The following is a 20,337-nucleotide window of genomic DNA, read 5'->3' as shown; positions in this document are numbered from 1 at the left end:
AGGTGCGCGTCTACTGCGACTGTCACACCGAACAGGAAGCCGACCCCGATGCCTGCGCCGACGAGGCCGAACGCGTCGTCGAAGAACTCGGCTACGACGCGCTTAAATTCGACCTCGACGTGCCGTCGGGCTTCGAAAAAGACCGCGCGAACCGCCACCTCCGCCCCGGCGAGGTCCGCCACAAGGCCGAGATCGTCGAGAAGGTGACCGAACGCGTGAAAGACCGCGCGGACGTGGCGTTCGACTGCCACTGGACGTTCTCGGCGAACTCCGCGCAACGCCTCGCGGCCGCCATCGAGGATTACGACGTCTGGTGGTTAGAGGACCCCGTGCCGCCGGAGAACCTCGAAGTCCAAGAGCAGGTCACGAAATCGACGACGACGCCTATCACGGTGGGCGAGAACCGCTACCGCGTCACCGAGGAACGTCGCCTCATCGAGAATCAGGCGGTCGACATCATCGCGCCGGACTTACCGAAGGTCGGCGGCATGCGTGAGACGCGGAAAATCGCGGACGTGGCGAACCAGTACTACATTCCGGTGGCGATGCACAACGTCTCCTCGCCCATCGCGACGATGGCCTCCGCGCACGTCGGCACGGCGATTCCGAACTCGCTGGCTGTTGAATATCACTCGTACGAACTCGGTTGGTGGAGCGACCTCGTAGAGGAGACGGTCATCGAGGACGGCTACATCGAGATTCCCGAGAAACCGGGCCTCGGCCTGACGCTCGACATGGACACGGTGGAAGAGCACATGGTCGCGGGTGAGACGTTGTTTGACGAGGCGTAAGCCGACGTCAAACCAGCAAATCTCTGATTTGCACTGTTCGACGAAGCGTAAGCGAAGTCGGGCCAGCGAATCTTCGATTCGCGCTGTTCGACGAGGCGTAAGCCGACGTCAAACCAGCGTATCTCCTTGACGGCGCACCGTCGCCCGCCGCATCGAACGAGTTTACGTCCAGAGGGGCGTGTTCAGACGATTAGTCAGTAGCGTATACCTCAGTCCAGAGATAAGCGATTCCGAGTAGCGAGTAGAATACCCCCAAACCGGTAGGTATCCATTCGCTTTGCACGGCAAAGAGAGACGCCTGCGCCAGTCCCGTCCCCACCATTGCTATCCCGATAATTGTCTTGAGTCGTCTGCGTTCCATACTTCGAACATGGCAAGCACTATTAATTTATTTTCTGTCTGTAACACCGAGCCCGAGAACATGGTGGGACCGGTACGCGTTCTGTATGCAGGTTAACTGAGCGGCTGATTCGCGGCGTCAGTGGCGAAAATAGGGTGTGTTCCGCGTCTAAACAAGGCCCGTTCAGAGCAGATAGTATTGTTCAGTAACAGCAATACGAACGAAGAGGACGGTTGCCGAGTTCGAAACGATCCACTCTATCTTCGATTTCAACTTCAAGCAATACGAGGCAGTAGGTCGGGCGTTTCCGCGGGTTCGGTAGTCGGTGCAGAGAACATGTGCATTCCTAGCGAGTCGCCAATATCCTCACACGATATTACAGCGAATTACTGCCTTTGAGGCGATATATCTCCAGTATCCTAATTCTCCGTCGAACGACGAGAAGCCGCACGGCGCGTACCGCCCGATTGTATGGTAGTTCGATATTCGTACAAGAGTCGAAGGAGAACGGACCGCTCATTCGGGAAGCGAGGAGAGGCGTCCGTCCGCGGGCGGACCGATTCGACGCCGGCGGCCGATCTGCCGCAGTTATCCGGACGAACGTCTATCTAACCCGCGTGAGAGAACAGTGACGATGGGAGAAATCAAGCGGATCTCGGTGTATCCGGTGAAGGGACTCGACGGACTCCGCCTCGACGCCGCGGAGGTGTTGGAGGGCGGAACGCTCGAATACGACCGCGAGTTCGCACTCTTCGACGCCGACGAGAGCGACTCGTCGGGCCACCCGACGCGGTCCGGTGACGCCGACGGCGACGTGATGAACGGGAAACGGACGGAACGCGTCCACGACGTCGATACGACGTTCGACGAGGAGACGGGGACGCTGACGGTGCGGACCGAAGACGGGGAGACCGGCGAATTCGACCTCGACGCCGAGAGCGGGCGGAAACGCGCGTCCGAGTGGTTCAGCGAGTTCTTCGGGGAGGAGTTGACGCTGAAGCGAGACCGGAGCTTGGGGTTCGTGGACCGCCGCGGGATGGGGCCGTCGGTCATCAGCACCGCGACCCTGCGGGAAGTCGCCTCGTGGTTCGACGGGACGACGGTGGAGGGGATGCGGCGCAGACTCCGAGCGAACGTCGAAGTTAGCGGCGTGCCGGCATTCTGGGAGGACCGGTTCGTCGGCCCCGACGCGCCGTCGTTCGTCGCCGGCGACGTTCGGTTCGACGGCGTCACGCCCTGCGGTCGGTGCGTCGTCCCGCAACGGGATCCCGACACCGGCGACTGGACGCCCGAGTTCCGCGAACGGTTCGTCGAACGGCGGCGAGAGACGTTCCCCGAGTGGGCCGACGAGGCGGCGTTCGACCACTTCTACACGCTGATGATACTCACGGACGTGCCCGAGGACCACCGCGGGGCGACGGTTCGCGTCGGCGACCCGGTTCGACTCGCCGAGGAGTGAAATCGGGCGCGGGCGTGCGACTCGCCCGAATCTATTTGCGACGGCGGCGCGTACACCCGCTATTCAGTACCCAGTCAGCCCTCCCGAGAGAGGCAGACGGCCGCGAAATCGATGATTCGGAATCGACGCCGTACGACGGAACGCGTGCGAGAATCGCGACCGCCACAGAACGCCGACAGGCGACGTTTTCCAAGGCGATGATAGACAACGACACGACTTCCGACGGTTCGAAGGCAGGGACCGCATCGGACGGCGACGACGGGCAGTGGCGCATCGTGCTCAACCCGGTGAGCGGGGCCGGCGACCACGGAGACGAGGTGCGTTCGCTCGCCGAAGAGTACGGATACGCCGTCAGGGAGACGGAAGAGGCGGGCGATGCGATGGCCCTCGCGGAGGAGGCCGCAGCGGAGGGCGTCCGGCGAGTCGCCGCGTGCGGCGGCGACGGGACGGTACACGAGGTCGTTCGCGGACTCGACCGGGCGGACGCGCTAGCGGACGTCACCTTCGGTGTCGTCCCCGGCGGGACGGGGAACAACTTCGCGGGGAACATCGGCGTGCGGGACGTCGAACACGCCTTCGAGGTTCTCGAAACCGGCGAACGCCGGCGTATCGACTTGGGCGTGGCCGACGGCGAACCGTTCGTCAACTCCTGCATCGCCGGCCTCACCTCGAAGACGAGTTCCGAGACCAGTCCGGAGTTGAAGGAACGCGTCGGCACCCTCGCATACGTCATCACCGGCATCCAACAGGCGGCGACGTTCGACCCGCTTCACGTCGCAATCGACATCGAAACCGGGCCGGAGATGGACCCGAAGACGTGGGAGGGCGACGCGCTCTGTCTCCTCGTCGGGAACGCGCGGCACTTTCCCCGCGGCGGCCAAGCGAACGTCGAGGACGGCCTGTTCGACGTGACCATCGTAGAGGAGATGCCGACGCCGGAGATGCTCAGGGAAGCGGCGGCCCAACGGTGGTTCGGACGGGAGACGGAGCACGTGACCCAACTCACCGCCGAGCGACTCGAAATCACCCACCAACAGGGGGAGGGCGTCGAGTTCAGTCTGGACGGAGAGATAAGCACCCACCGCCGCCTGAACCTCTCCGTTCGCCCGCGGGAGTTGACCGTCGCCGTCGGGCCGGAGTACGAACCCGTCCCCGAGACGGACTGAGTCCGGCGCTCGCTGAACGACGCTCTCACCGACGGAGTCGCGTTTTCCGATACTCGGCCGTCCGTATGGTCGTAACTGAGAGCGGATGGGACCAAGACGACTTCAGTGCTTAGAAGAGTGTGTTTGACGGAAGTTAATACTGATCAGTAATACTTCTCAGTAACACTGATTAGTAATACTACCGAGAGGACGAACGGAGTCTATCGAGAGAACGTCAAGAGTAGTTTCATTGCGTAGAACCGGCTGAACGCCCGCTCTCTCTCACCATCGGCCGCCCGCCGTTCGGCGATTTTGCGGGCAGTATTCAGGACTATGGCGAATGTTTATTATCATTCGAGAACGTTTCCAATACGCCCGATATGAGCGTCAAACGACACTACGAGCGCGAATTCGTTCGAACGTTCTTTACATCACCCACTGCGGTCGAAGGAGAGGACGACTCCGCGAAGATGGTGAAGAGCGCGGCCCAACTCCGCGGGATGCAGGCGCCGGACGTGTGGGTTCCGGACAACGAGGACGCGACGGCCCCCTCGATGCGCGACGAGGGCGTCGAGAACATCGTCGAAGTCGTCTCCGAACACGGAGCGGACTTCCCCGGCGAGATCCACCCCCGCGTCGTTTGGCACCGGGAGCGTCCCACCACCCGGTATCAGGGGTTCCAGCAGATGCTGGAGATAGCCGACCCCGACAACGGCGCCGTCGAGTACATCGACGGATTCGTCATCCCCGAGGTCGGCGACATAGACGACTGGAAGAAGGCCGACGAGTTCTTCACCATCATCGAGAACGAGCACGGACTCGAAGAGGGAAGCCTCTCGATGTCGGTTATCGTCGAGAGCGGCGAGGCCGAACTGGCCCTCGGTGACCTCCGCGAGGAGATGGGCAAGCCCTCTAACAACCTCGAACGCCTCTTCCTCCTCGTCGACGGCGAGGTCGACTACACGAAGGACATGCGCGCGATGACGCCCACCGGCGAACTGCCGCCGTGGCCCGAACTGCGGCACAACACCTCCCGAGGTGCCAGCGCCGCCGGCCTCATCGCGGTGGACGGCCCGTACGACGACATCCGCGACGTCGAGGGGTACCGAGAGCGAATGACCGAGAACCGGGCGAAGGGGATGACCGGCATCTGGTCTTTGACGCCCGGTCAGGTCGTCGAAGCGAACAAAGCGCCCCTGCCGCCGAAGACCGGCAGTTGGCTCCTGCAGGTCGGCGACCGCGAGATAGAGCTCGAATCGGAGGACGGACGCCAACGGTACGAGGGGAACGAAGTGAGCCTCGAAGAGACCGGCGACGGCGAGTACGTCCTGCGCGTCGGCGGCGACGAACAGCAACTCGACGAGGACGAACTGCGCGAGGAGTTGCTGGACATGACCGCCTACGTCCCGAGCATGGACGACATCGTCGACTCCATGGAGGAGTTCGAGGCGGCCAAGGAAGCCGGGAAGGGCGCAATCGCCATGACGCAGGCGACGACGCTCGCCATCGACGGCGTCGAAATCGACATCAGCAAGGACCGGATGTGGGACGAAGCCACCTATCAGGCCGCGCAGACGCCGATAACCCTGTTCCAAGACGTCTACGAGCACCGACCGGACCAACACGAGGAGTTAGAGGAGATGTACGGCGCGGACGTCGTCGAACGCGCGACGAACGTCGGTAACTGAGGAGCGACTTCGCTCCGCCGCGGTTTTTTCTTCTTTCTCGCCGTCCGGAAGTGTTCTACTGTAGCACGGCGGTCAAGAAGGCAGTCCCGGCGTTCAGTAAAGGCGTTGTATTCGCCGATGGCTTTCAGTCACATTTATGATGATAAGCAGAACGTAAATTATAGGTGACAGATGAAGCGTCTCCGCGCCGACAGTGGCTTGTTGTTACTGCAGCGAGTATATCAGGGTCAATACAGATCTACAGGGTAGCGACCGGCGAAGGAGGAGCCTTAGGAGTAATCGCTTTTATTGGGTGGCTGATCGTGGTTCTCGTTACAGGCTGGCAGCTTCGCCAATCGCCTCACTAATACACTCGCACGCTCTACCGAGCAGGTGATTCAGTCCATCTCGTTACGGACGGAATCTCGCGAGTAGGATTCGGATCGTATGCATCGAGGGTACCAGTTCAACTACTACGCCGTCGGGTCGCCGGGCGTCAGGAACGCCACCGCTTGCTCCGCGTGGTCACGACGTCAGTCCGCGGACTGTAGTAGAGTATCGGGTCACCGTCGGGGTGGTCGAACCCGTTCGCCTCGAACAGCGTGTTCTCCTCGACGGTCCACTCCGCATCGTAGAGCGGCCACCGTTCGTGGGAGATGTCCGTGTACCTAATCTGTCCGCTCATGTCCTGCGTGTACAGTCGCCGTCGTTCCGTCAGGAACTCGGTCAGCGACCCCGGTTCGGCCTTGAAGGCGTCGCCCGTCGGCCCGTAGGTGGCGAAGAACGTGACCGGCCGGTCGCCGGGGTGGCACCGCCGGTTCTCGAATCTGACGCGGCCGTCTTCGCCCCCCATCCGGATACGGGAGTAGTAGTACGGCAGGTGGTGCGTCAGGCGCGCGCCGACGGTTGCGAGGAGGCTACTCGCGTCGAGGTTGAAGAAGTAGACCCCCTGCTCGCCGTCGCAGGTGACGTACGTCCGGAGGTTCAACTCCGGCACCGGGATGCCCACCGACGCCGGGAGTCCCCGCGGGCGGACGTCGACGTTTCGGAAGGGGACGATGGAGAGCCACCCGGACCCGTCGAACTCCTGCACGGAGAGGGCGTCGGGGATGTGCGCGTCGATCACGTCCGCATCCACGCGCCAGTTCGCGAACAGGACGTGCTCCCACCCGAACGCTATCGGAATCATACCGACACGACGTGACGGCAGATTGTCAATGTATCCGCCGCGTACTCGTCACGTTGCGTACTCGTCACACCACCTACTCGTCGCGGACGACGAGAGTCCCGGCGGCGACGTCTCCCAGTCGGCGGCGGCCGTCCGTCACCGCCATCGCGACGAACGCGAGGAGGTAGCCCGCGGGGAGCCAATCGACGAACCGAAACAGCGTCCGAATCGTCGCCGCGGCGTACGTGCAGTCGCCGCCGTCCGCCGAGACGACGGCGATGCCGAACGCGCGCTTGCCGACGGTGCGTCCGAACGCGCCTTCGAGGACGATATGATACGGGAGGCCGACGACGGCGGTGAGCGCCGCCGTCGCCGCGAGGCGACGCCCCCGAGAACGAACGAGGCGTCCCGTGACGGCGAAGAGAGCGCAGACGAGGACGACGGCGTCCGCGAGGAATGCGAGTATCCGCCGGACGACGAGGCCGTCGTTTGTCCGCGACATCGTAGCCGTCGGTTCGCGACGCTGGCACTTCGGCTCTTTCGCCGCCGACCGGACGGTCCGCCCGTCCGAAACGAGTCGTCGTGTGCAGTCCGCTCTCCGCCCGCCGTCTCCGATCGACGGCGGGGCGAGCGTTTTCACCGTAGACGCCGTAGCGATAGTATGCGACGGCGGAGATTCCTCGCGGGCAGCGTCGGAGTCGCGGGACTCTCCGGGTGCGCGGGGTCGCCCCCGGACGGATTCGACGGAGGGCCGACCGAGACGTATCGGAATCCGGTGTTCGAGCGGGTGTTCCCGGACCCGTCGGTGGTGCGCGCCGCGGACGGCACGTTCTACGCCTACGGAACGGAGGAGGACGGCGAGCGATTTCGGCGCGTTCCGATAGTCGAGTCGGAGGATCTGGTGAACTGGACGCGCGCCGGGGAGGCGTTCGAGTCGAAACCCGACTGGAGGGACGGCGCGTACCTGTGGGCGCCGGACGTGGTCCGGATGAACGGGACGTACTACCTCTACTACTCGTACGCCGACTGGGGAGACGAGAACCCCGGTATCGGCGTCGCGACCGGCGACGACCCCGCCGGACCGTTCACCGACCGGGGGAAACTCTTTCGCGGCGACGAGATCGGCGTGGAGAACTCCATCGACCCGATGGTCTTCCTCCGCGACGGCGCGCCGTACCTCTTCTGGGGGAGTCGCCGGGGAATCTACGCGATAGCGTTGCGTTCGGACGGGTTGGACACGAGGGGAGAGAAGACGCGCATCGCCGGCGACCACTACGAGGGAGCCTACGTCGTCGAACGGGGCGGTCGGTACTACTTCTTCGGGTCAGTCGGCACCTGCTGCGAGGGGATGTCGAGTACGTACCACGTCCGCGCCGGCCGTTCGGACTCGTTGCTCGGCCCCTACGAGGGCGCGGACGGAAACGACCTCCGGGAGGCGAAAGGCCCCGTCGTCGTCGAAGGCGGGAACGGGTTCGTCGGACCCGGTCACAACGCCGTCGTCACCGACGACGCCGGCGACGACTGGTTGCTCTACCACGCCTACGAGGAGGGAGAAGGGTACGTAGAGGAGACGCCGCGACGCATCCTCATGGTAGACTGCATCGACTGGAGTGACGGGTGGCCGACGGTGGAGGGGAAGACGCCGAGTCGGGCGGCGCGCGTTCCGAGAATCGACTGACTACGGTCGGAGACTCACTCCGTCTCGTGCGGCGTCGGCGCGGCGAACTGCCCGCCCTCGAACGCTATCGGTTCGGGTTCTCTCAGCACGCGCAGGTCGTCCCTGTCGCGGGCTTCCTCGACGAGCGCTTTCGAGGCGTACAGCCGGTCCAGACGCATCGTGTCGGTCGCCCTGAGGACGCGCGCGTCGTCCGGGCCGACGACGCCCAGCGTCGAAAGCGCGGCCACGAGGCCGGCGCGGTCGGTTTCGACCACCGGCGGGAGTCGGACGCCCCGGGTCGTACTGGCCGTGATGGCGTTTATCAGCGTCGTCGAACTGTCGAGGTCGGCGGCGATGTCGCGGTGGACGAAGTCGGCGGAGCCCATCCCCATGGCGTTCCCGTGCGTCGTCTCCGTGAGACTCCGGGCGTAGATTCGCTTTATCTCCGGCTCCTCCGGCCCCGGTTCGTTGATGGCGAACGGCCGGCGGCCGATGACGTTCGTGTCCATCCCCTGTCCGCTGACGTCCTTCCCCTGTCGGTCCACGACGAGTACGTCCAGTTTCTCGTACGGAACCTTCGGCATGATGTCGTACGCCGTCTCCAACAGTTCGGCCTCCCGGTCGAGGAACCCCGCGGGCGGGACGCCCTCGATGTGGTCCGTGTCGTCGTGTTGGTCCTCGACGATGGCGACGCCGCCGACGACCGGGAGTTCCTCCAGTAACTGCCCCGTAATCTCGGGGATCATGTTCCGGAAACTCCAATCGACGGCCCACTCGTGGGCGATTTTGGCACCTCGTTGCTTCCCCATGCCGATGACGAGCATCTTCGAGAGGCCGCTTTCCACCGTTCCGTCGAAGTCCGTGTGCGGCTTGACCCGGTTGACCGGGAGAATCGCGTCGGCGGCGGCCGCGTTCGCGTCGGCCACGACGGGCACGTCGCGTTCCGGCGTCGTCCCTATCTGGACGACGTCCATGCTCGACCGGATTTCGCAGCCGATAGTCTGCTCGTCGACGCCCAGTTCCGCCAGCATCTCCTCCTGTCCTTCCGCCGTCGCACCGCCGTGACTCCCCATCGCCGGGAAGACGAACGGGTCGTACCCCCTCGATTGGAGTTCCTCGACCACGCCGCCGACGATAGTCGAGAGGTTCGCGATGCCGCGACTGCCCGCCCCGACGGCCACTTCGCCGCCGTCGGGAATCCGGTCGAGCGGAAGGTCAGAGACGGCGTCGGCCGCCCGCCGCGCGATTTCGTCGGGCGGAATCGGGTCCGTCTCCCACACCTGCTGTACGAGTCCCATCTCCGGTAACTCTACCTCGCCGCAGGCTTCGAGGACGGTTTCCTCGGCGACGACGAGGTCGGATAGCGTCTCCATACCCGAACCGAGTAGGTCATTCGGCATAAACATGAATGACCGTGTGAGAACAGAGAGCGACGGAGAGGCTCGAAGCGGTCCGTGAATCCCTCGTCGCCATACGTCTCTCGCCGCCAGGTCCGACATACCCCACGAGAGACGGAAGCGGCGTCGGGCCGCCAGTCGAACGGTCAACCCGATTACACGCCGCGGAACGTTTTTGTACGGATGGGGCGACAGATTCGCTGAATGTCCCTCCTGTTCGAGAAGGCGGTGGCCGCGTTCGACGCCGATTCCGCGTCACTCGCCGCGCGGAGCGACGCCGGGCCGTCCGACGCCGCCTTCGACGTTCCCACGACGACGGTCACGGAGTTCGCCGCCGCGCACGCGGAACTGGCGCACCCGGACCGCAACGAGTGGACGCGTCTCCCGCTTCACGAACCCGACTCGGCCGCCCTGACGGGCGAGTACGTCGTCTACTCGGAGGGGTTGACCGACGAGGGAATGTTCGTCTACTACGACGCCGACGCCGATAGCCGCAAGCGAATCTTCCGGGAGGCGTTCGAGGCGTCGTCGCTCTGCGCGCAGATTCGGTTCTGGCACTCGGACTTCGTGCCCGAGGAACGCGCCTCGGTCGGATCGTTCCTCGCGCCGAAACGCCGCGGATACGGCGCGATTCTCCTGTTGAATCCCGTCCCGTTCGACCGCGAGCGAGAGGCCATCGACAGCGTCGAGTCTCGGTCGTCGCTCGCGGACGCACTCACCGGTCGCCGCAGACTCACCTTCGGAAGCGACCGCGCGGCGACGAGTTCCACCCACGACGTCGAACTCAACCAAGAACAACAGGAAGCCGTCGAACACGCGCTTCTCGCGGACGATGTCTGTTGCATCCACGGCCCGCCGGGGACGGGCAAGACGAGAACGCTCGTCGAAATCGTCCGCCGCGCGGCCCAGAGCGGTCGATCCGTCCTCGTCTGCGCGGACTCGAATCAGGCTGTCGACAACCTCGTCGTCGGCGCGTCGACCGAATCCGAGGCCGACGAACGGTCGCTTCACGCGTACGCGCAACACGGCGCGGCGGAGTTCGTCCTCGCCAGACGGAACTACCGCCGGTCCTCGCGGTCACTCGTCCGCGACGCCTACGGGACGACGCGGCCCGAGGACGCCGACGTGATCGCCTCCACCAACGGGAGTGCGGCGGCGCTTCCCCCGCGGTTCGACCTCGTGGTGATGGACGAGGCGACGCAGGCGACGTATACCTCCGCGTGCGTTCCGCTCTCGAAGGGCGAGACGCTGGTCCTCGCGGGCGACCACAGGCAACTGCCGCCGTACAGCGCGTCCGACTCCCCGCCCGAGTCCGCAGGCGGACTCTCTATTTTCGAGCACGTGTACGCCGAGGGCGGCGTCTACGAAGGCGTCGGCGTCCAACTCCGGACGCAGTACCGGATGCACCGCGACGTCGTTCACTTCCCGAACCGCCGGTTCTACGGACGGACGCTCAGGAACGGCCGCGACGTCTCCGCCGTCGAGGGACTCGACGCCCTCCGGGGGTTCCACGTCGTCGGCGAGGAACGACGCGCGGGTAACTCGTACGTCAACGAGACGGAGGCGCGACTCGTGACCTACCTCGCGAGCGAAGTCGTCTCGGACGCGTCGAACGGCGTCGGTCCCGGCGATATCGGCGTCATCACGCCCTACAGCGCGCAGGTGGACGTGATTCGGGATTCGCTGCGCGAACGCGTCTCGGGCGGCGGGCGCATCACCGTCGATACGGTGGACTCCTTCCAAGGGAGCGAACGGGACGCGGTGTTTCTCTCCCTCGTCAGGAGCAACGAGGCGGGCCGCGTCGGGTTCATGGGCCGCCGACCCGACGGGCCGCGCCGACTCAACGTCGCGTTGGCGCGGGCGGGGAAACACTGCAGCGTCGTCGCGAACTGGAACGTCTTCCGCGGGCGAGACGCCGACCACGAGTGCACCGACCTGTACGACGACTTCCATTCGTTCCTCGACGACACCGGTCGGCTGAAACGCGTCGAACCGGAGTTCATCCCCGTCTGAGAGGAAGGGAGAGACCCTCTGAGAGGGAGCGTGGAGGTGCCGTCCGAGAGAGTCTGAGCGGTAGTTGGTGATACGGTTTCTTTATTTGGGGGCGGACACGAAGACGAATCAATCGAACTGCGAAGTCGATGTGCCTACTCTGCAGTAGAGTAAACCTCAGCCCGGAGATAATATATCCCACAGATGGCATAGAGCACGCCCCCGAATGAGAATATCCACTCATCTGCCATGGCAAAGGAAACCGCTTGGATAAGACCGAGGGCAACCAATGCCAGTCCGATGAGCGCGTTGAGTCGTCTTCTCTCCATACTGGTTGATATAATTACAGTTTTGTAAATACATCACTGTCCTGAGCGATGTGTGCTTGGCCTGTATGTAGCGATTGTTTCGGAATTGATTCTAAATAAAGAAATCGCAGTACCACCTACTGTAACGGAGTTCGCGGGTCCGCGTCCGCGATTACTGTCCGGGTTGTCGCTCCTCGTACGGTTGGATGACGACGAACCCGTCCTCCTCGGCGAAGTGGAGTTGGTACGTCTCGCCGGAGGACCGACCGAGGACGCTCTTGATGTTGATGTCGCGCTTCGAGGAGGGCGAGACGTTGCTACTCCACGCGACGGTGGCGTTGGGGTCGGTGCTGACGGGCGTCGGGACGACGAGCGGTTTTCCGTGGGTGGTGATGGCGACGTGCCCCGGTCCGCGGAGGAAGACGTTGAACAGTCCGCCGGTGGACGCGCCGGCGATGCTGCTGAGCATCTTGATGTCCCAGTCGACGCTCTCCTCGAAGGCGAGCACGTCGTTGCCGTTGACGCTTATCTCGTCGTCCGCGTCGAGTTCCAGGATCTGGACTTCCTTCCCTTGGTCGGCGAGGTAGAGGTGACCCGTGCCCGTCGCCTGCATCATCACCGCCCCCTCTCCGGTGGCTTTCTTCTTCAGCATCCCCGTCAGTCCGCCGGAGGACTTCCGCTCGAAGGAGATGTCGCCGGTGTAGCCGGTCATCGACCCTGCCTTCGCCAGGACACTCCCGTCTAAGTCGATATCCAGCATCTTCGAGTTCTCCAGCTCGAAGGTCTGTCCGGTCTCTGTCGGTGCGTGCGAGTTGACGAATTCGTCTATGTTCATCGTGGGGGCTCCGAGTCGCGCGGGGCGACTACGTCTAGAAGAATGTCACTCTGACAAGATAAATATGCGCTCTCGGGTTCGACGACTGTGAGCGAAGTCGGGAGTCGGAGAGGAGAGAGGAAAGAGAGACAGGAGAAGGTGGGAAGGTGAGATGAGAGAGAGAGGAGATGGAGGGAGGAAAGAGAGAGGAGAAGGAGGGAAGAAAGAGAGAGGAGAAGGAGGGAAGAAAGAGAGTTGAGAGACAGAGAAGAGGGGAGGAGGAGGGGAGGGGGAGACACCCCTCGTTCAGAGTGAAAACGCCCGGTGAGGTGGGGGTACGTCGGGAACGGAGCGGTGTGCCGAAGCGCCGTTCGACTACCGACTCGTCCCGAGCGTCGATTGAGAGCCGTTTCGGTTCCCCTCCATCGAGGAGAGGTCTTCGACGGTCGGCAGGTCGTCGAGGCTGGCGTCGCGGCGAACCGCCTTGACGATGTGGCGGGGGTCGGTGACGAGTCGGTGGAGGAGGTAACTCCCCTGCGACCGACCGCCGCCGGTCTTGTTCGACTCGATGACCCCGAGGAACGCCTGCTCTTTCAACTGCTTGTACAGGCCGTTCTCGGTGACGGGTTCGAAGCCCGCGACGTCGCACATCTGCTCGTAGCGTTCGTATATCTGCCGCGTCGAGTACGTCCCCTCGTCGCCGACGATGACGAGACTCGACAGGGCGTACAGCGCGAGTTTCGCGTGGATGGTACCGCCGCTCGTCAACTCTTCGACGCGGTTTATCTCGGCGATGTCCTGCGCCTGCCGGATGTGCTCTTTCGTGACCGTCGCGTCGTCGTTCCGCCGGGCGAGTTCGCCCGCCTCCTTCAGAATGTCGATGGCCTTCCGGGCGTCGCCGTGCTTCTTCGCCGCGAGGGCCGCACACAGTTGGATGGTACCGCTGGCGAGGACGCCCCGTTGGAAGGCGTCTTCGCGGTTGCGCATGATTTCGCGGAGTTGGTCAGCGTCGTAGGGGTGGAAGAACAGTTCCCGGTGACCGAAGCTGGAGTCGATTCGCTCGTCGAGGGACTCCCTGTACTGTATCTTGTTGCTGATGCCGACGACGCCGATGTAACTCTCCGTCTTGTTTGCCTCCCGCGCGCGGGACAGCTGCATCAGGATGTTCGAGTTGGTGAGTTTGTCTATCTCGTCGAGGATGACGACGAGGGCGTCGTAGTGGTCGTCGAGGATACGCCAGACGTGTCGGTAGTACTCCATCGTGCCGACGCCGCGCGTGGGTATCTCTCGGTCGTACTCCGTCGCTCGCTTCAGTTCCATGGCGAGTTGCCGGGTCGCTCTCGTCTCCGTGTCGGCCTCCGAGCAGTCTACGTAGACGACGCCGCAGGCGATGCCGTTCGCTTCGGCGGCGTTCTGCGCGCGACTGGCGACGTGACGGGAGACGAGGCTCTTTCCCGTCCCGGTCTTCCCGTATATCATCACGTTGTTCGGCGGGTCCCCGCGGACGATGGCCCCGATCTCGTCGGCGACGCTCTGTATCTCCTCGTCGCGGCCGACAATGCGGTTCTCCTCGGGGACGTGGCCGACGTGGAGGAGTTCCTTTCTCGCGAAGATGGGGTCCTGGTCGGCGAACAACGGGTCCCCCACCTCCTCTCCCTCCTCGTCTGACATACACCACCAACCACACTAGATAATAATAAACCTATGGGACCTCACTCAGAGTGATAGCGCTGTTCGAGAAGCCGTATCGAACGAGGTAATCGGACGGCGACGGTTTCTAACACGTCCTCTGCGGTCAGAGTGAACCTCCGTCGCCGTCTCGGTTCGTTCCCTCCTTTCTCTCCTCCTCTCTTTTTCTCTTCTAGCTTCTTCTCCCTCACTCTTTCCCCACCCCTCCCCCACCCCTCGTTCAGAGTGAAACGCCGACACGAGAGACTAGGGTCTCTCTCGACAACACCCCTTGTTCAGAGTGATAACTTCCCAGTATAACGTCTATAACGGAGGATATTTGGGAACTCGGGTTTTTGACGGGACGACTATCCCCCGTCAGCGTCGGTTCGTTTCGCCGCTCCGAACGCTCTCGGAAACCGTGGGTCACCCCCTCTCATCGTTTTCACTCTGAACGAGGGGTGGGGGTGTCCGCCGACTTTCACGACACACGATACCACATCACTCTCTTCCTCTCACGGGATCCTCTCTCCCGACTGTACCGGGCCGATACAGTCCGAACGAGGTCCCTGCAGAGCCGAACCGATACAGTCTGAACGAGGGGTGGGTGCGTTCCGAGAGATTCCCGTTCATCTCCCTTCTCGCCGGCCAAACTGCCGTCTTGAACTGGACACCACCATCTCTCCGGTCTCCCTCTCTTCCCTTTACACTCTGAACGAGGGGTCCCCCCCGAGTCGAGGGTGCCCGTTCGAATCCGTGAGTCTCCGCCGTTTTAACTCTGAACGAGGGGTGTCCGCCCGCGACCGACCGGTCGACTATACTGTCTCGTGAACGACCGGCCGCGCGAACTGTCGTCGCCTCGTGACGCTCCGTAGGATGATGTGACGCCGAACTCGACGTCACCGCGACGCCCGGGCGACACGGACCGCCGGTCGTCGAGAGGGCGTTGCCACCGGTGATGGGGAGCATGCTGGAGTTCAAGCCCGCGGGCGACGATGTGCTGTTCCGCCTCTACGTCACCGGGGACACCCTCGTGTACGACGAACTCGCGGAGATACCCGACCGCTTCCCCGACATCGATTTGGCGCTCCTGCACCTCGGCGGGACCAGAGTCCTCGGCGTTCTGCTGACGATGGACGCAGCACAGGGCGTCGAGGCCGTCGAGTTGTTCGACGCGGAGATGTCGATTCCGATCCACTACGACGACTACGAGGCGTTCCAATCGCCCCTCTCGGACTTCGTGGAGGCGGTCGACGAGGCGGGCCTCGAAGACAGGGTCGCGTACTTGGACCGCGGCGAAACGTACCAGTTCACGGTTCCGACCGACCGCCACCGGTGAAGGCTTTACTCGCCTCACCCATCGCCGATGGTTCCCCGCCCGACGACCGCGAACAGCCGTGGTCCTCATTTTGCTCTCGTGCGTAGGACAGCACGATGCCGCAGGACTCAGCGAAGGACGTCGATTCGACGGACGCGGAGCACCGCGAAGTCGGTGAGGGGTTGCTGGACGAGGACATGGGTCCGAGTTCGGCGGCGGCGCACCTCTACCGCGGCGAGATTCACCGCATGCGGTTCTGGCGCGAACGACTCGACCAGACGACGTACTGGGCGATAGTCGTGATAAGCGCGATACTGACGTGGGCGTTCTCCTCGCAGAGTCATCCCCACTACATCCTCCTTCTGGGCGTCGCGGCGTTGACCGTCTTCCTGTTCATCGAAGCCCGGCGGTACCGGGGCTACGACATCTGGCGCGGGCGCGTCCGAACGCTACAGAAGAACGTCTTCGCCTACGGACTCGACCCCTCGCAGGGACTCGAAGACCCGAAGTGGCGAAAGAGGCTGAGCAAGGACTACCGCCGCCCCGCTGTCAAAATCTCCACCGAAGAGGCGGTGGCGCACCGACTCCGTCGGGTCTACCTGCCGCTTTTGACGCTCACCGTCGGCGCGTGGGTCATCCGCGTGACGGCGTTCCAGAACCAGTCGTGGCCCGGAAGCGCCGCCATCGGACGAATTCCGGGCGTCTGGGTGAGCGTCGCCGTCGCCGCGTTCTACCTCGTCGCCCTCTGTGTCGGCCTCAGGCCGCGGACGTGGAAGTCGGAGGACGAACTCCACAACCAGAACGTCGGCAAGTTCCGGAGCGAGGAGTGACCGGCTACCGACTGGCCGTCTGCGCGTGGACCGGCCTTCGATGCACCGAACCCCGCTCTCGGTACTGTGAGGGCTTAGCCGAACTGCCATCCGAGTCCGTGCTACGAGCGAGGATTCCTCTCGTCGGCGACTTCTTCCCAAGTACCGCGTTCTGTGAGTTCTCTCCACGTTTACCCAACGATTTTATGTGGTAGTAACGGTAGTGCTATACTATCAGTGGCTACAATACTTTACTCAAATATTCACAACATAATGATTACAAACAAACAATCTATCTCTACGGACTTAAATATTCCGAGATGTCGATATCGGAGCATACATTGAGAGTTCGTCTGTCATTCACCAGTCACCGAATGTCCGACGGAGACGGCGCATTCAGTACGCGTCCGCCTTCGCCAGAACCTCGGCCCCGTCGATGTTCCAGTCGTCGAGATACTTCTCCTCGGCGGCGACGAGCTCCGCGAACAGTTCTCGCGCCTCCTCGGTCTGGAGAGTGCGAACCTGTGGGTCGAGGAGGAACCCGCGGAACGCGTGGTCGAGGTCGCCCGTTCGGGCGGCCTCGACGACCGTCTCTATCGTGTCGACGTGCGTCCGAATTAACGACCGGACCGGTCGGGGGAACCCGCCGGCGGACAGGGGTCGAATCTCGTTCGCTCCGACGAGCGCGTTGGTCTCGACGACCGCCCCGCGTTCGATGCCCTCGACCTGCCCGCGGTTGGGGACGTTGACGTTCGTGACGAACTCCGCTCCGCCCGAGAGGGCTTCGAGAACGTCGAGGAGCACCTCGCCCGAGGCTTCGAGCTCGAACCCCGTTTCGCCGGAGAGCCACGCTTCGACGTCCGTGGTCTGTTCGGACTCGGAGGGGGTCCAGTGTTTCGCGCGGAAGCCGCTCCCGGTGCGCTTGACGCCCCAGCGGTTGAGACCCTCCTTGCCGCCTTGGAGGAACCACGTGGCGTACTCGACGATGTGTCGGTCGCCCGCGAACGGGAGGAGGTCGAACTCGCGGTAGAGCTCCCATGAGACCTGCCACGGGTCGACGAAGGGGCTTTCGCCTTCGAGTTCGGCGGGGGAGAACGTCCGGTTCCCCTCCTCGCCGCGCGCCAACTCGTCGATGAGAGGCCAGAGGTCCACGCCTCGGCAGTACGCCTCGTCTATCCACGTGAAGTGGTTGATACCTTTGACGTTGACCGAGATGTCGCTTCGGTCGGCGTCCATCCCGAGATGCTCGGTGGCGAGTTTCGCGAGGCGGTCACGGCCGTGGAGCACCTCGTGACACATGCCGAACGCGTTGATGCCGGGGAACTCGTCGTACAGCGCTCGCGTGACGAAGTGGACGGGGTTGGTGAAGTTAAACACCCACGCGTCGGGGCAGTTCTCGCGGACGGCGGCCGCGAACTCCCGGTAGAGCGGTATCGTCCGCATCGCGCGGAAGATGCCGCCGGGACCGATAGTGGCGGCGACCGCGCCGTAGATGCCGTGTTCCTTCGGGATGTCAAGGTCGTGGACGAACGTCTCGGTGGGGTTGTACTGGGTCGACAGCAACACGACGTCGGCGCCGTCGAGTGCCCCGGCGAGGTCGTCGGTGGCCGTGTACTCCCACTCGGCGGTCGCCGCGTCGCGATCCTGCACCCAGTTTCCGAACTCGGCGTTTCGTGCCGCGCTCTCGATATCGACGTCGTACAGTCGGACGGTCCCGTCGAACTCTGAGAGAGCGAGATCCTGAACCAGGTCGGGAACCCACTGGCGACTTCCGCCGCCGACGTAGGCGACGGTGACGTCATCGTCGTTGAGGCGCTTCCCGGTCGTTGGTAACGAGTTCGAGGACGCTGTGCTCGGCTCTCTCGCAACGTGCTCCATAGCCAGCGACTGGTCCCAGCGTTACAAATGCGTATCGGAATCGTGTAACGGGGTGACGAACCTCACTCCCCGGCTGGTCGGTATCGGAAGCTCCGAAAACGGGCCGGCGTCTCGGCGGGCGACCCGTTCCCGGTGGCGTAGAGACCGATGAAAACACCGGTGAACCCGCCGGCGACTTCCGTCGAGAGATACTTGCTCCGCGCCGATCCCATCGAACGGCGTCGCCCGTCCGCGACCGCCGCGAACCGGTACTCGTGTCGGTCCGCTTCGACGGCGAGCGTAACCGGTCCAGCACCGAGGGTTGTCGTCGCTATCGTCTCCGTCGCGTCGCCGATACGGAGGCGGGTCAGCGCGATTCGGTCGCCGGTTCGCTCGGTCACGGCGAGATCGAAGTGGTGTTCCTCGTCGATACCGACGGTGAAACCCGCTTCCTCGTCGCCGGACGGATCGAAGTCCAGACGGGTCTCGGCCTGACAGTCGAACTGCTGTTGTCGGCGTCCGACGAACGTCGGACGCTTCTCGTCGAGCGTTTCGGGGCCGCCGCGGAGGACGAGTGTCCCGTCCTGAACCGCGTACCGGTCGCGGTGCGGGTTCCGGCGGTAGTTCCACTCGACGCCGAGCCCGTCGTCCGCGAACGCGTCTCGCGTCGCGGTCCACGACCGGCCGCCCGTCGCTTCCAACGCGGTGTCTGACCGCCGTACCAACCGTCCTAAGGGGTCGTCGCCGTTCACCACCGGCCATCCGTCCTCCCACCGAACGGGTGCTAGGAACGTCTCGCGACCGAGGTGGTGGTAGCCCGGATGGTCGCCGTGTTGCCGCACGCCGAGACAGATCGCCCACCACGTGCCGTCGTGGGCGCGGACGAAGTCGGCGTGACCGGTCGCTTGTATCGGATGGTGAATCTCGGCTCGGTGGCTCAGAACCGGGTTCTCGGGATTCTCCCGGAACGGGCCGGTTGGAGCGTCGGCCCGGGCGACCACCACCATGTGGCCGGTGTGAGTGCCGCCCTCTGCGAGGACGAGGTAGTAGGAACCGTCCACGGCGTAGAGGTGAGGTGCCTCGGTGAAGTCGCCCTCCGTCCCGGTCCAGAGCGTCCGACGCTCGTCCGTTTCGCCCGTCTCCACGTCCACCGTCGTCTGTTCGACGACGCTGTCGTGAGCGTACGTGAGGTAGGCGTCGTCACCGTCCCAAAACAGGTCCGGGTCGAAACCGGGGGCGTCTATCCACGTCGGGTCGGACCACTCGCCGCGCGGGTCGTCCGCCGTCACGACGAAGTGGCCGTCGCCGCCGACGTTCGTCGTCACGAGGTAGAACGTCCCGTCGCGGTGGCGAAGCGTCGGCGCGAAGATGCCCTCGGACGCGGACGCGTCCCGCACGGAAAGCTGTTCGTCGCGGGTCAGAGCGTATCCGATCGGCTCCCAGTCGACGAGGTTCCGACTGTGAAATAGGGGGACCCCGGGGAAGTACTCGAACGAACTCGTCGCGAGGTAGTAGTCGCGGCCGACGCGACAGACCGTCGGGTCCGGATAGCACCCCGGGAGAACTGGGTTCAAAAACTCCATGGGGGTGTGTCACATCCGGCGCACATCAGTTTTCCTCCGACGACGCGGGCGTCAGTTTTCGAGCGTGCGGGACCGGCGAACCGTCCGCGTCTCACGCTCCGTTCTCTGGAATAGAACGATTGTTGAGGCAAGATAGGCTCGGCTACTCGCGAACGCGGAACGCCCGGGCGGACCACCGAAAAGACGCTCACCTCGGCCAAACGCTGACGAGACGGACCTCTGCTTCGGCGACAAACCCAGCAAGCGGCTTTGAGAGGGGCGTGAACGGCGCTTACAGTGCCTAACGGCGCTTCGGGAGGTGGTTGCGTGCTGATGACCGGCGACGAACGCCGACCGGATCTGAAGGTCCTCGAGTCCGCGGGAC

At 63.8% G+C, this 20,337-nt stretch carries 15 protein-coding genes and 1 pseudogene; 8 read left to right on the top strand and 8 right to left on the bottom strand.

Annotated features, from left to right (window positions below):
* From ACFQEV_RS08745 to aceB, 4 genes are all read left to right on the top strand, one after another.
* On the top strand, window positions 1–791 hold a 791-nt coding region (locus tag ACFQEV_RS08745; RefSeq protein ID WP_379694936.1), incomplete at its 5' end, for a mandelate racemase/muconate lactonizing enzyme family protein.
* Window positions 792–1,765: 974 nt separating this feature from the next.
* The gene (locus ACFQEV_RS08740; RefSeq protein WP_379694934.1) at window positions 1,766–2,590 is read left to right on the top strand and encodes an MOSC domain-containing protein; all 825 of its coding nucleotides are present in this window, start codon (window positions 1,766–1,768) and stop codon (window positions 2,588–2,590) included.
* Between the two features lie 197 nt (window positions 2,591–2,787).
* A complete protein-coding gene (locus ACFQEV_RS08735) occupies window positions 2,788–3,756 on the top strand; it encodes a diacylglycerol/lipid kinase family protein (protein WP_379694932.1) in 969 nt (322 codons plus the stop codon).
* 359 nt (window positions 3,757–4,115) lie between these two features.
* The gene (gene aceB / locus ACFQEV_RS08730) at window positions 4,116–5,423 is read left to right on the top strand and encodes a malate synthase AceB (RefSeq protein WP_379694930.1); all 1,308 of its coding nucleotides are present in this window, start codon (window positions 4,116–4,118) and stop codon (window positions 5,421–5,423) included.
* A 475-nt stretch (window positions 5,424–5,898) separates the two neighbouring features.
* Here the strand turns inward: aceB and ACFQEV_RS08725 are convergent, their stop codons facing one another.
* Entirely contained in the window at window positions 5,899–6,591 is a 693-nt protein-coding gene (locus ACFQEV_RS08725; protein ID WP_379694928.1) for a YqjF family protein, read from the bottom strand.
* A 73-nt stretch (window positions 6,592–6,664) separates the two neighbouring features.
* Window positions 6,665–7,072 carry an RDD family protein gene (locus tag ACFQEV_RS08720; RefSeq protein WP_379694926.1) on the bottom strand — a complete coding sequence of 136 codons (408 nt, stop codon included), beginning with the start codon at window positions 7,070–7,072 and terminating at the stop codon, window positions 6,665–6,667.
* A gap of 159 nt (window positions 7,073–7,231) precedes the next feature.
* Between ACFQEV_RS08720 and ACFQEV_RS08715 the strand changes: the two genes are divergently transcribed.
* Entirely contained in the window at window positions 7,232–8,248 is a 1,017-nt protein-coding gene (locus tag ACFQEV_RS08715) for a family 43 glycosylhydrolase (RefSeq protein ID WP_379694924.1), read from the top strand.
* Between the two features lie 14 nt (window positions 8,249–8,262).
* On the opposite strand, the gene ACFQEV_RS08710 is transcribed toward ACFQEV_RS08715, so the two are convergent.
* Window positions 8,263–9,600 carry a nickel pincer cofactor-dependent isomerase, group 22 gene (locus ACFQEV_RS08710; RefSeq protein WP_379694922.1) on the bottom strand — a complete coding sequence of 446 codons (1,338 nt, stop codon included), beginning with the start codon at window positions 9,598–9,600 and terminating at the stop codon, window positions 8,263–8,265.
* Between the two features lie 228 nt (window positions 9,601–9,828).
* On the opposite strand from ACFQEV_RS08710, the gene ACFQEV_RS08705 reads away from it, so the two are divergent.
* Window positions 9,829–11,637, top strand: a complete 1,809-nt coding sequence (locus ACFQEV_RS08705) for an AAA domain-containing protein (RefSeq protein WP_379694920.1) — start codon at window positions 9,829–9,831, stop codon at window positions 11,635–11,637.
* Between the two features lie 134 nt (window positions 11,638–11,771).
* Here the strand turns inward: ACFQEV_RS08705 and ACFQEV_RS08700 are convergent, their stop codons facing one another.
* From ACFQEV_RS08700 to ACFQEV_RS08690, 3 genes are all read right to left on the bottom strand, one after another.
* Complete coding sequence (locus ACFQEV_RS08700) at window positions 11,772–11,945, bottom strand: hypothetical protein (protein WP_379694918.1); 174 nt, start codon at window positions 11,943–11,945, stop codon at window positions 11,772–11,774.
* 151 nt (window positions 11,946–12,096) lie between these two features.
* Window positions 12,097–12,759: an AIM24 family protein gene (locus ACFQEV_RS08695; protein ID WP_379694916.1), complete on the bottom strand. Its 663-nt coding sequence runs from the start codon at window positions 12,757–12,759 to the stop codon at window positions 12,097–12,099.
* 354 nt (window positions 12,760–13,113) lie between these two features.
* Window positions 13,114–14,409 (bottom strand): Cdc6/Cdc18 family protein, encoded by a 1,296-nt coding sequence (locus ACFQEV_RS08690; RefSeq protein WP_379694914.1) that lies wholly within the window; start codon window positions 14,407–14,409, stop codon window positions 13,114–13,116.
* Window positions 14,410–15,304: 895 nt separating this feature from the next.
* Between ACFQEV_RS08690 and ACFQEV_RS08685 the strand changes: the two are divergent.
* Window positions 15,305–15,745 (top strand): annotated as a pseudogene (locus tag ACFQEV_RS08685) (MBL fold metallo-hydrolase); the annotation flags it as partial.
* 95 nt (window positions 15,746–15,840) lie between these two features.
* Window positions 15,841–16,554, top strand: a complete 714-nt coding sequence (locus ACFQEV_RS08680; RefSeq protein ID WP_379694912.1) for a DUF2270 domain-containing protein — start codon at window positions 15,841–15,843, stop codon at window positions 16,552–16,554.
* Window positions 16,555–16,929: 375 nt separating this feature from the next.
* Here the strand turns inward: ACFQEV_RS08680 and ACFQEV_RS08675 are convergent, their stop codons facing one another.
* Both ACFQEV_RS08675 and ACFQEV_RS08670 read right to left on the bottom strand, forming a co-directional pair.
* A complete protein-coding gene (locus ACFQEV_RS08675; RefSeq protein ID WP_379694910.1) occupies window positions 16,930–18,411 on the bottom strand; it encodes a family 4 glycosyl hydrolase in 1,482 nt (493 codons plus the stop codon).
* A gap of 62 nt (window positions 18,412–18,473) precedes the next feature.
* Window positions 18,474–19,973 carry a glycoside hydrolase family 43 protein gene (locus ACFQEV_RS08670; RefSeq protein ID WP_379694908.1) on the bottom strand — a complete coding sequence of 500 codons (1,500 nt, stop codon included), beginning with the start codon at window positions 19,971–19,973 and terminating at the stop codon, window positions 18,474–18,476.
* Window positions 19,974–20,337: the final 364 nt, after the last annotated feature.

The organism is Halopelagius fulvigenes, from assembly GCF_042662625.1.
Taxonomy (GTDB): domain Archaea; phylum Halobacteriota; class Halobacteria; order Halobacteriales; family Haloferacaceae; genus Halopelagius; species Halopelagius fulvigenes.
The sequence above is the reverse complement of the archived record's forward strand: the minus strand, read 5'-3'. Positions and strand labels throughout refer to the sequence as shown.

Excerpts from the sequence above, each read along its gene's own strand:
- ACFQEV_RS08740 (WP_379694934.1), top strand. The coding sequence starts at position 1,766 with ATGGGAGAAATCAAGCGGATCTCGGTGTATCCGGTGAAGGGACTCGAC.
- ACFQEV_RS08735 (WP_379694932.1), top strand. The coding sequence starts at position 2,788 with ATGATAGACAACGACACGACTTCCGACGGTTCGAAGGCAGGGACCGCA.
- aceB (WP_379694930.1), top strand. The coding sequence starts at position 4,116 with ATGAGCGTCAAACGACACTACGAGCGCGAATTCGTTCGAACGTTCTTT.
- ACFQEV_RS08725 (WP_379694928.1), bottom strand. The coding sequence starts at position 6,591 with ATGATTCCGATAGCGTTCGGGTGGGAGCACGTCCTGTTCGCGAACTGG.
- ACFQEV_RS08720 (WP_379694926.1), bottom strand. The coding sequence starts at position 7,072 with ATGTCGCGGACAAACGACGGCCTCGTCGTCCGGCGGATACTCGCATTC.
- ACFQEV_RS08715 (WP_379694924.1), top strand. The coding sequence starts at position 7,232 with ATGCGACGGCGGAGATTCCTCGCGGGCAGCGTCGGAGTCGCGGGACTC.
- ACFQEV_RS08710 (WP_379694922.1), bottom strand. The coding sequence starts at position 9,600 with ATGGAGACGCTATCCGACCTCGTCGTCGCCGAGGAAACCGTCCTCGAA.
- ACFQEV_RS08705 (WP_379694920.1), top strand. The coding sequence starts at position 9,829 with ATGTCCCTCCTGTTCGAGAAGGCGGTGGCCGCGTTCGACGCCGATTCC.
- ACFQEV_RS08700 (WP_379694918.1), bottom strand. The coding sequence starts at position 11,945 with ATGGAGAGAAGACGACTCAACGCGCTCATCGGACTGGCATTGGTTGCC.
- ACFQEV_RS08695 (WP_379694916.1), bottom strand. The coding sequence starts at position 12,759 with ATGAACATAGACGAATTCGTCAACTCGCACGCACCGACAGAGACCGGA.
- ACFQEV_RS08690 (WP_379694914.1), bottom strand. The coding sequence starts at position 14,409 with ATGTCAGACGAGGAGGGAGAGGAGGTGGGGGACCCGTTGTTCGCCGAC.
- ACFQEV_RS08680 (WP_379694912.1), top strand. The coding sequence starts at position 15,841 with ATGCCGCAGGACTCAGCGAAGGACGTCGATTCGACGGACGCGGAGCAC.
- ACFQEV_RS08675 (WP_379694910.1), bottom strand. The coding sequence starts at position 18,411 with ATGGAGCACGTTGCGAGAGAGCCGAGCACAGCGTCCTCGAACTCGTTA.
- ACFQEV_RS08670 (WP_379694908.1), bottom strand. The coding sequence starts at position 19,973 with ATGGAGTTTTTGAACCCAGTTCTCCCGGGGTGCTATCCGGACCCGACG.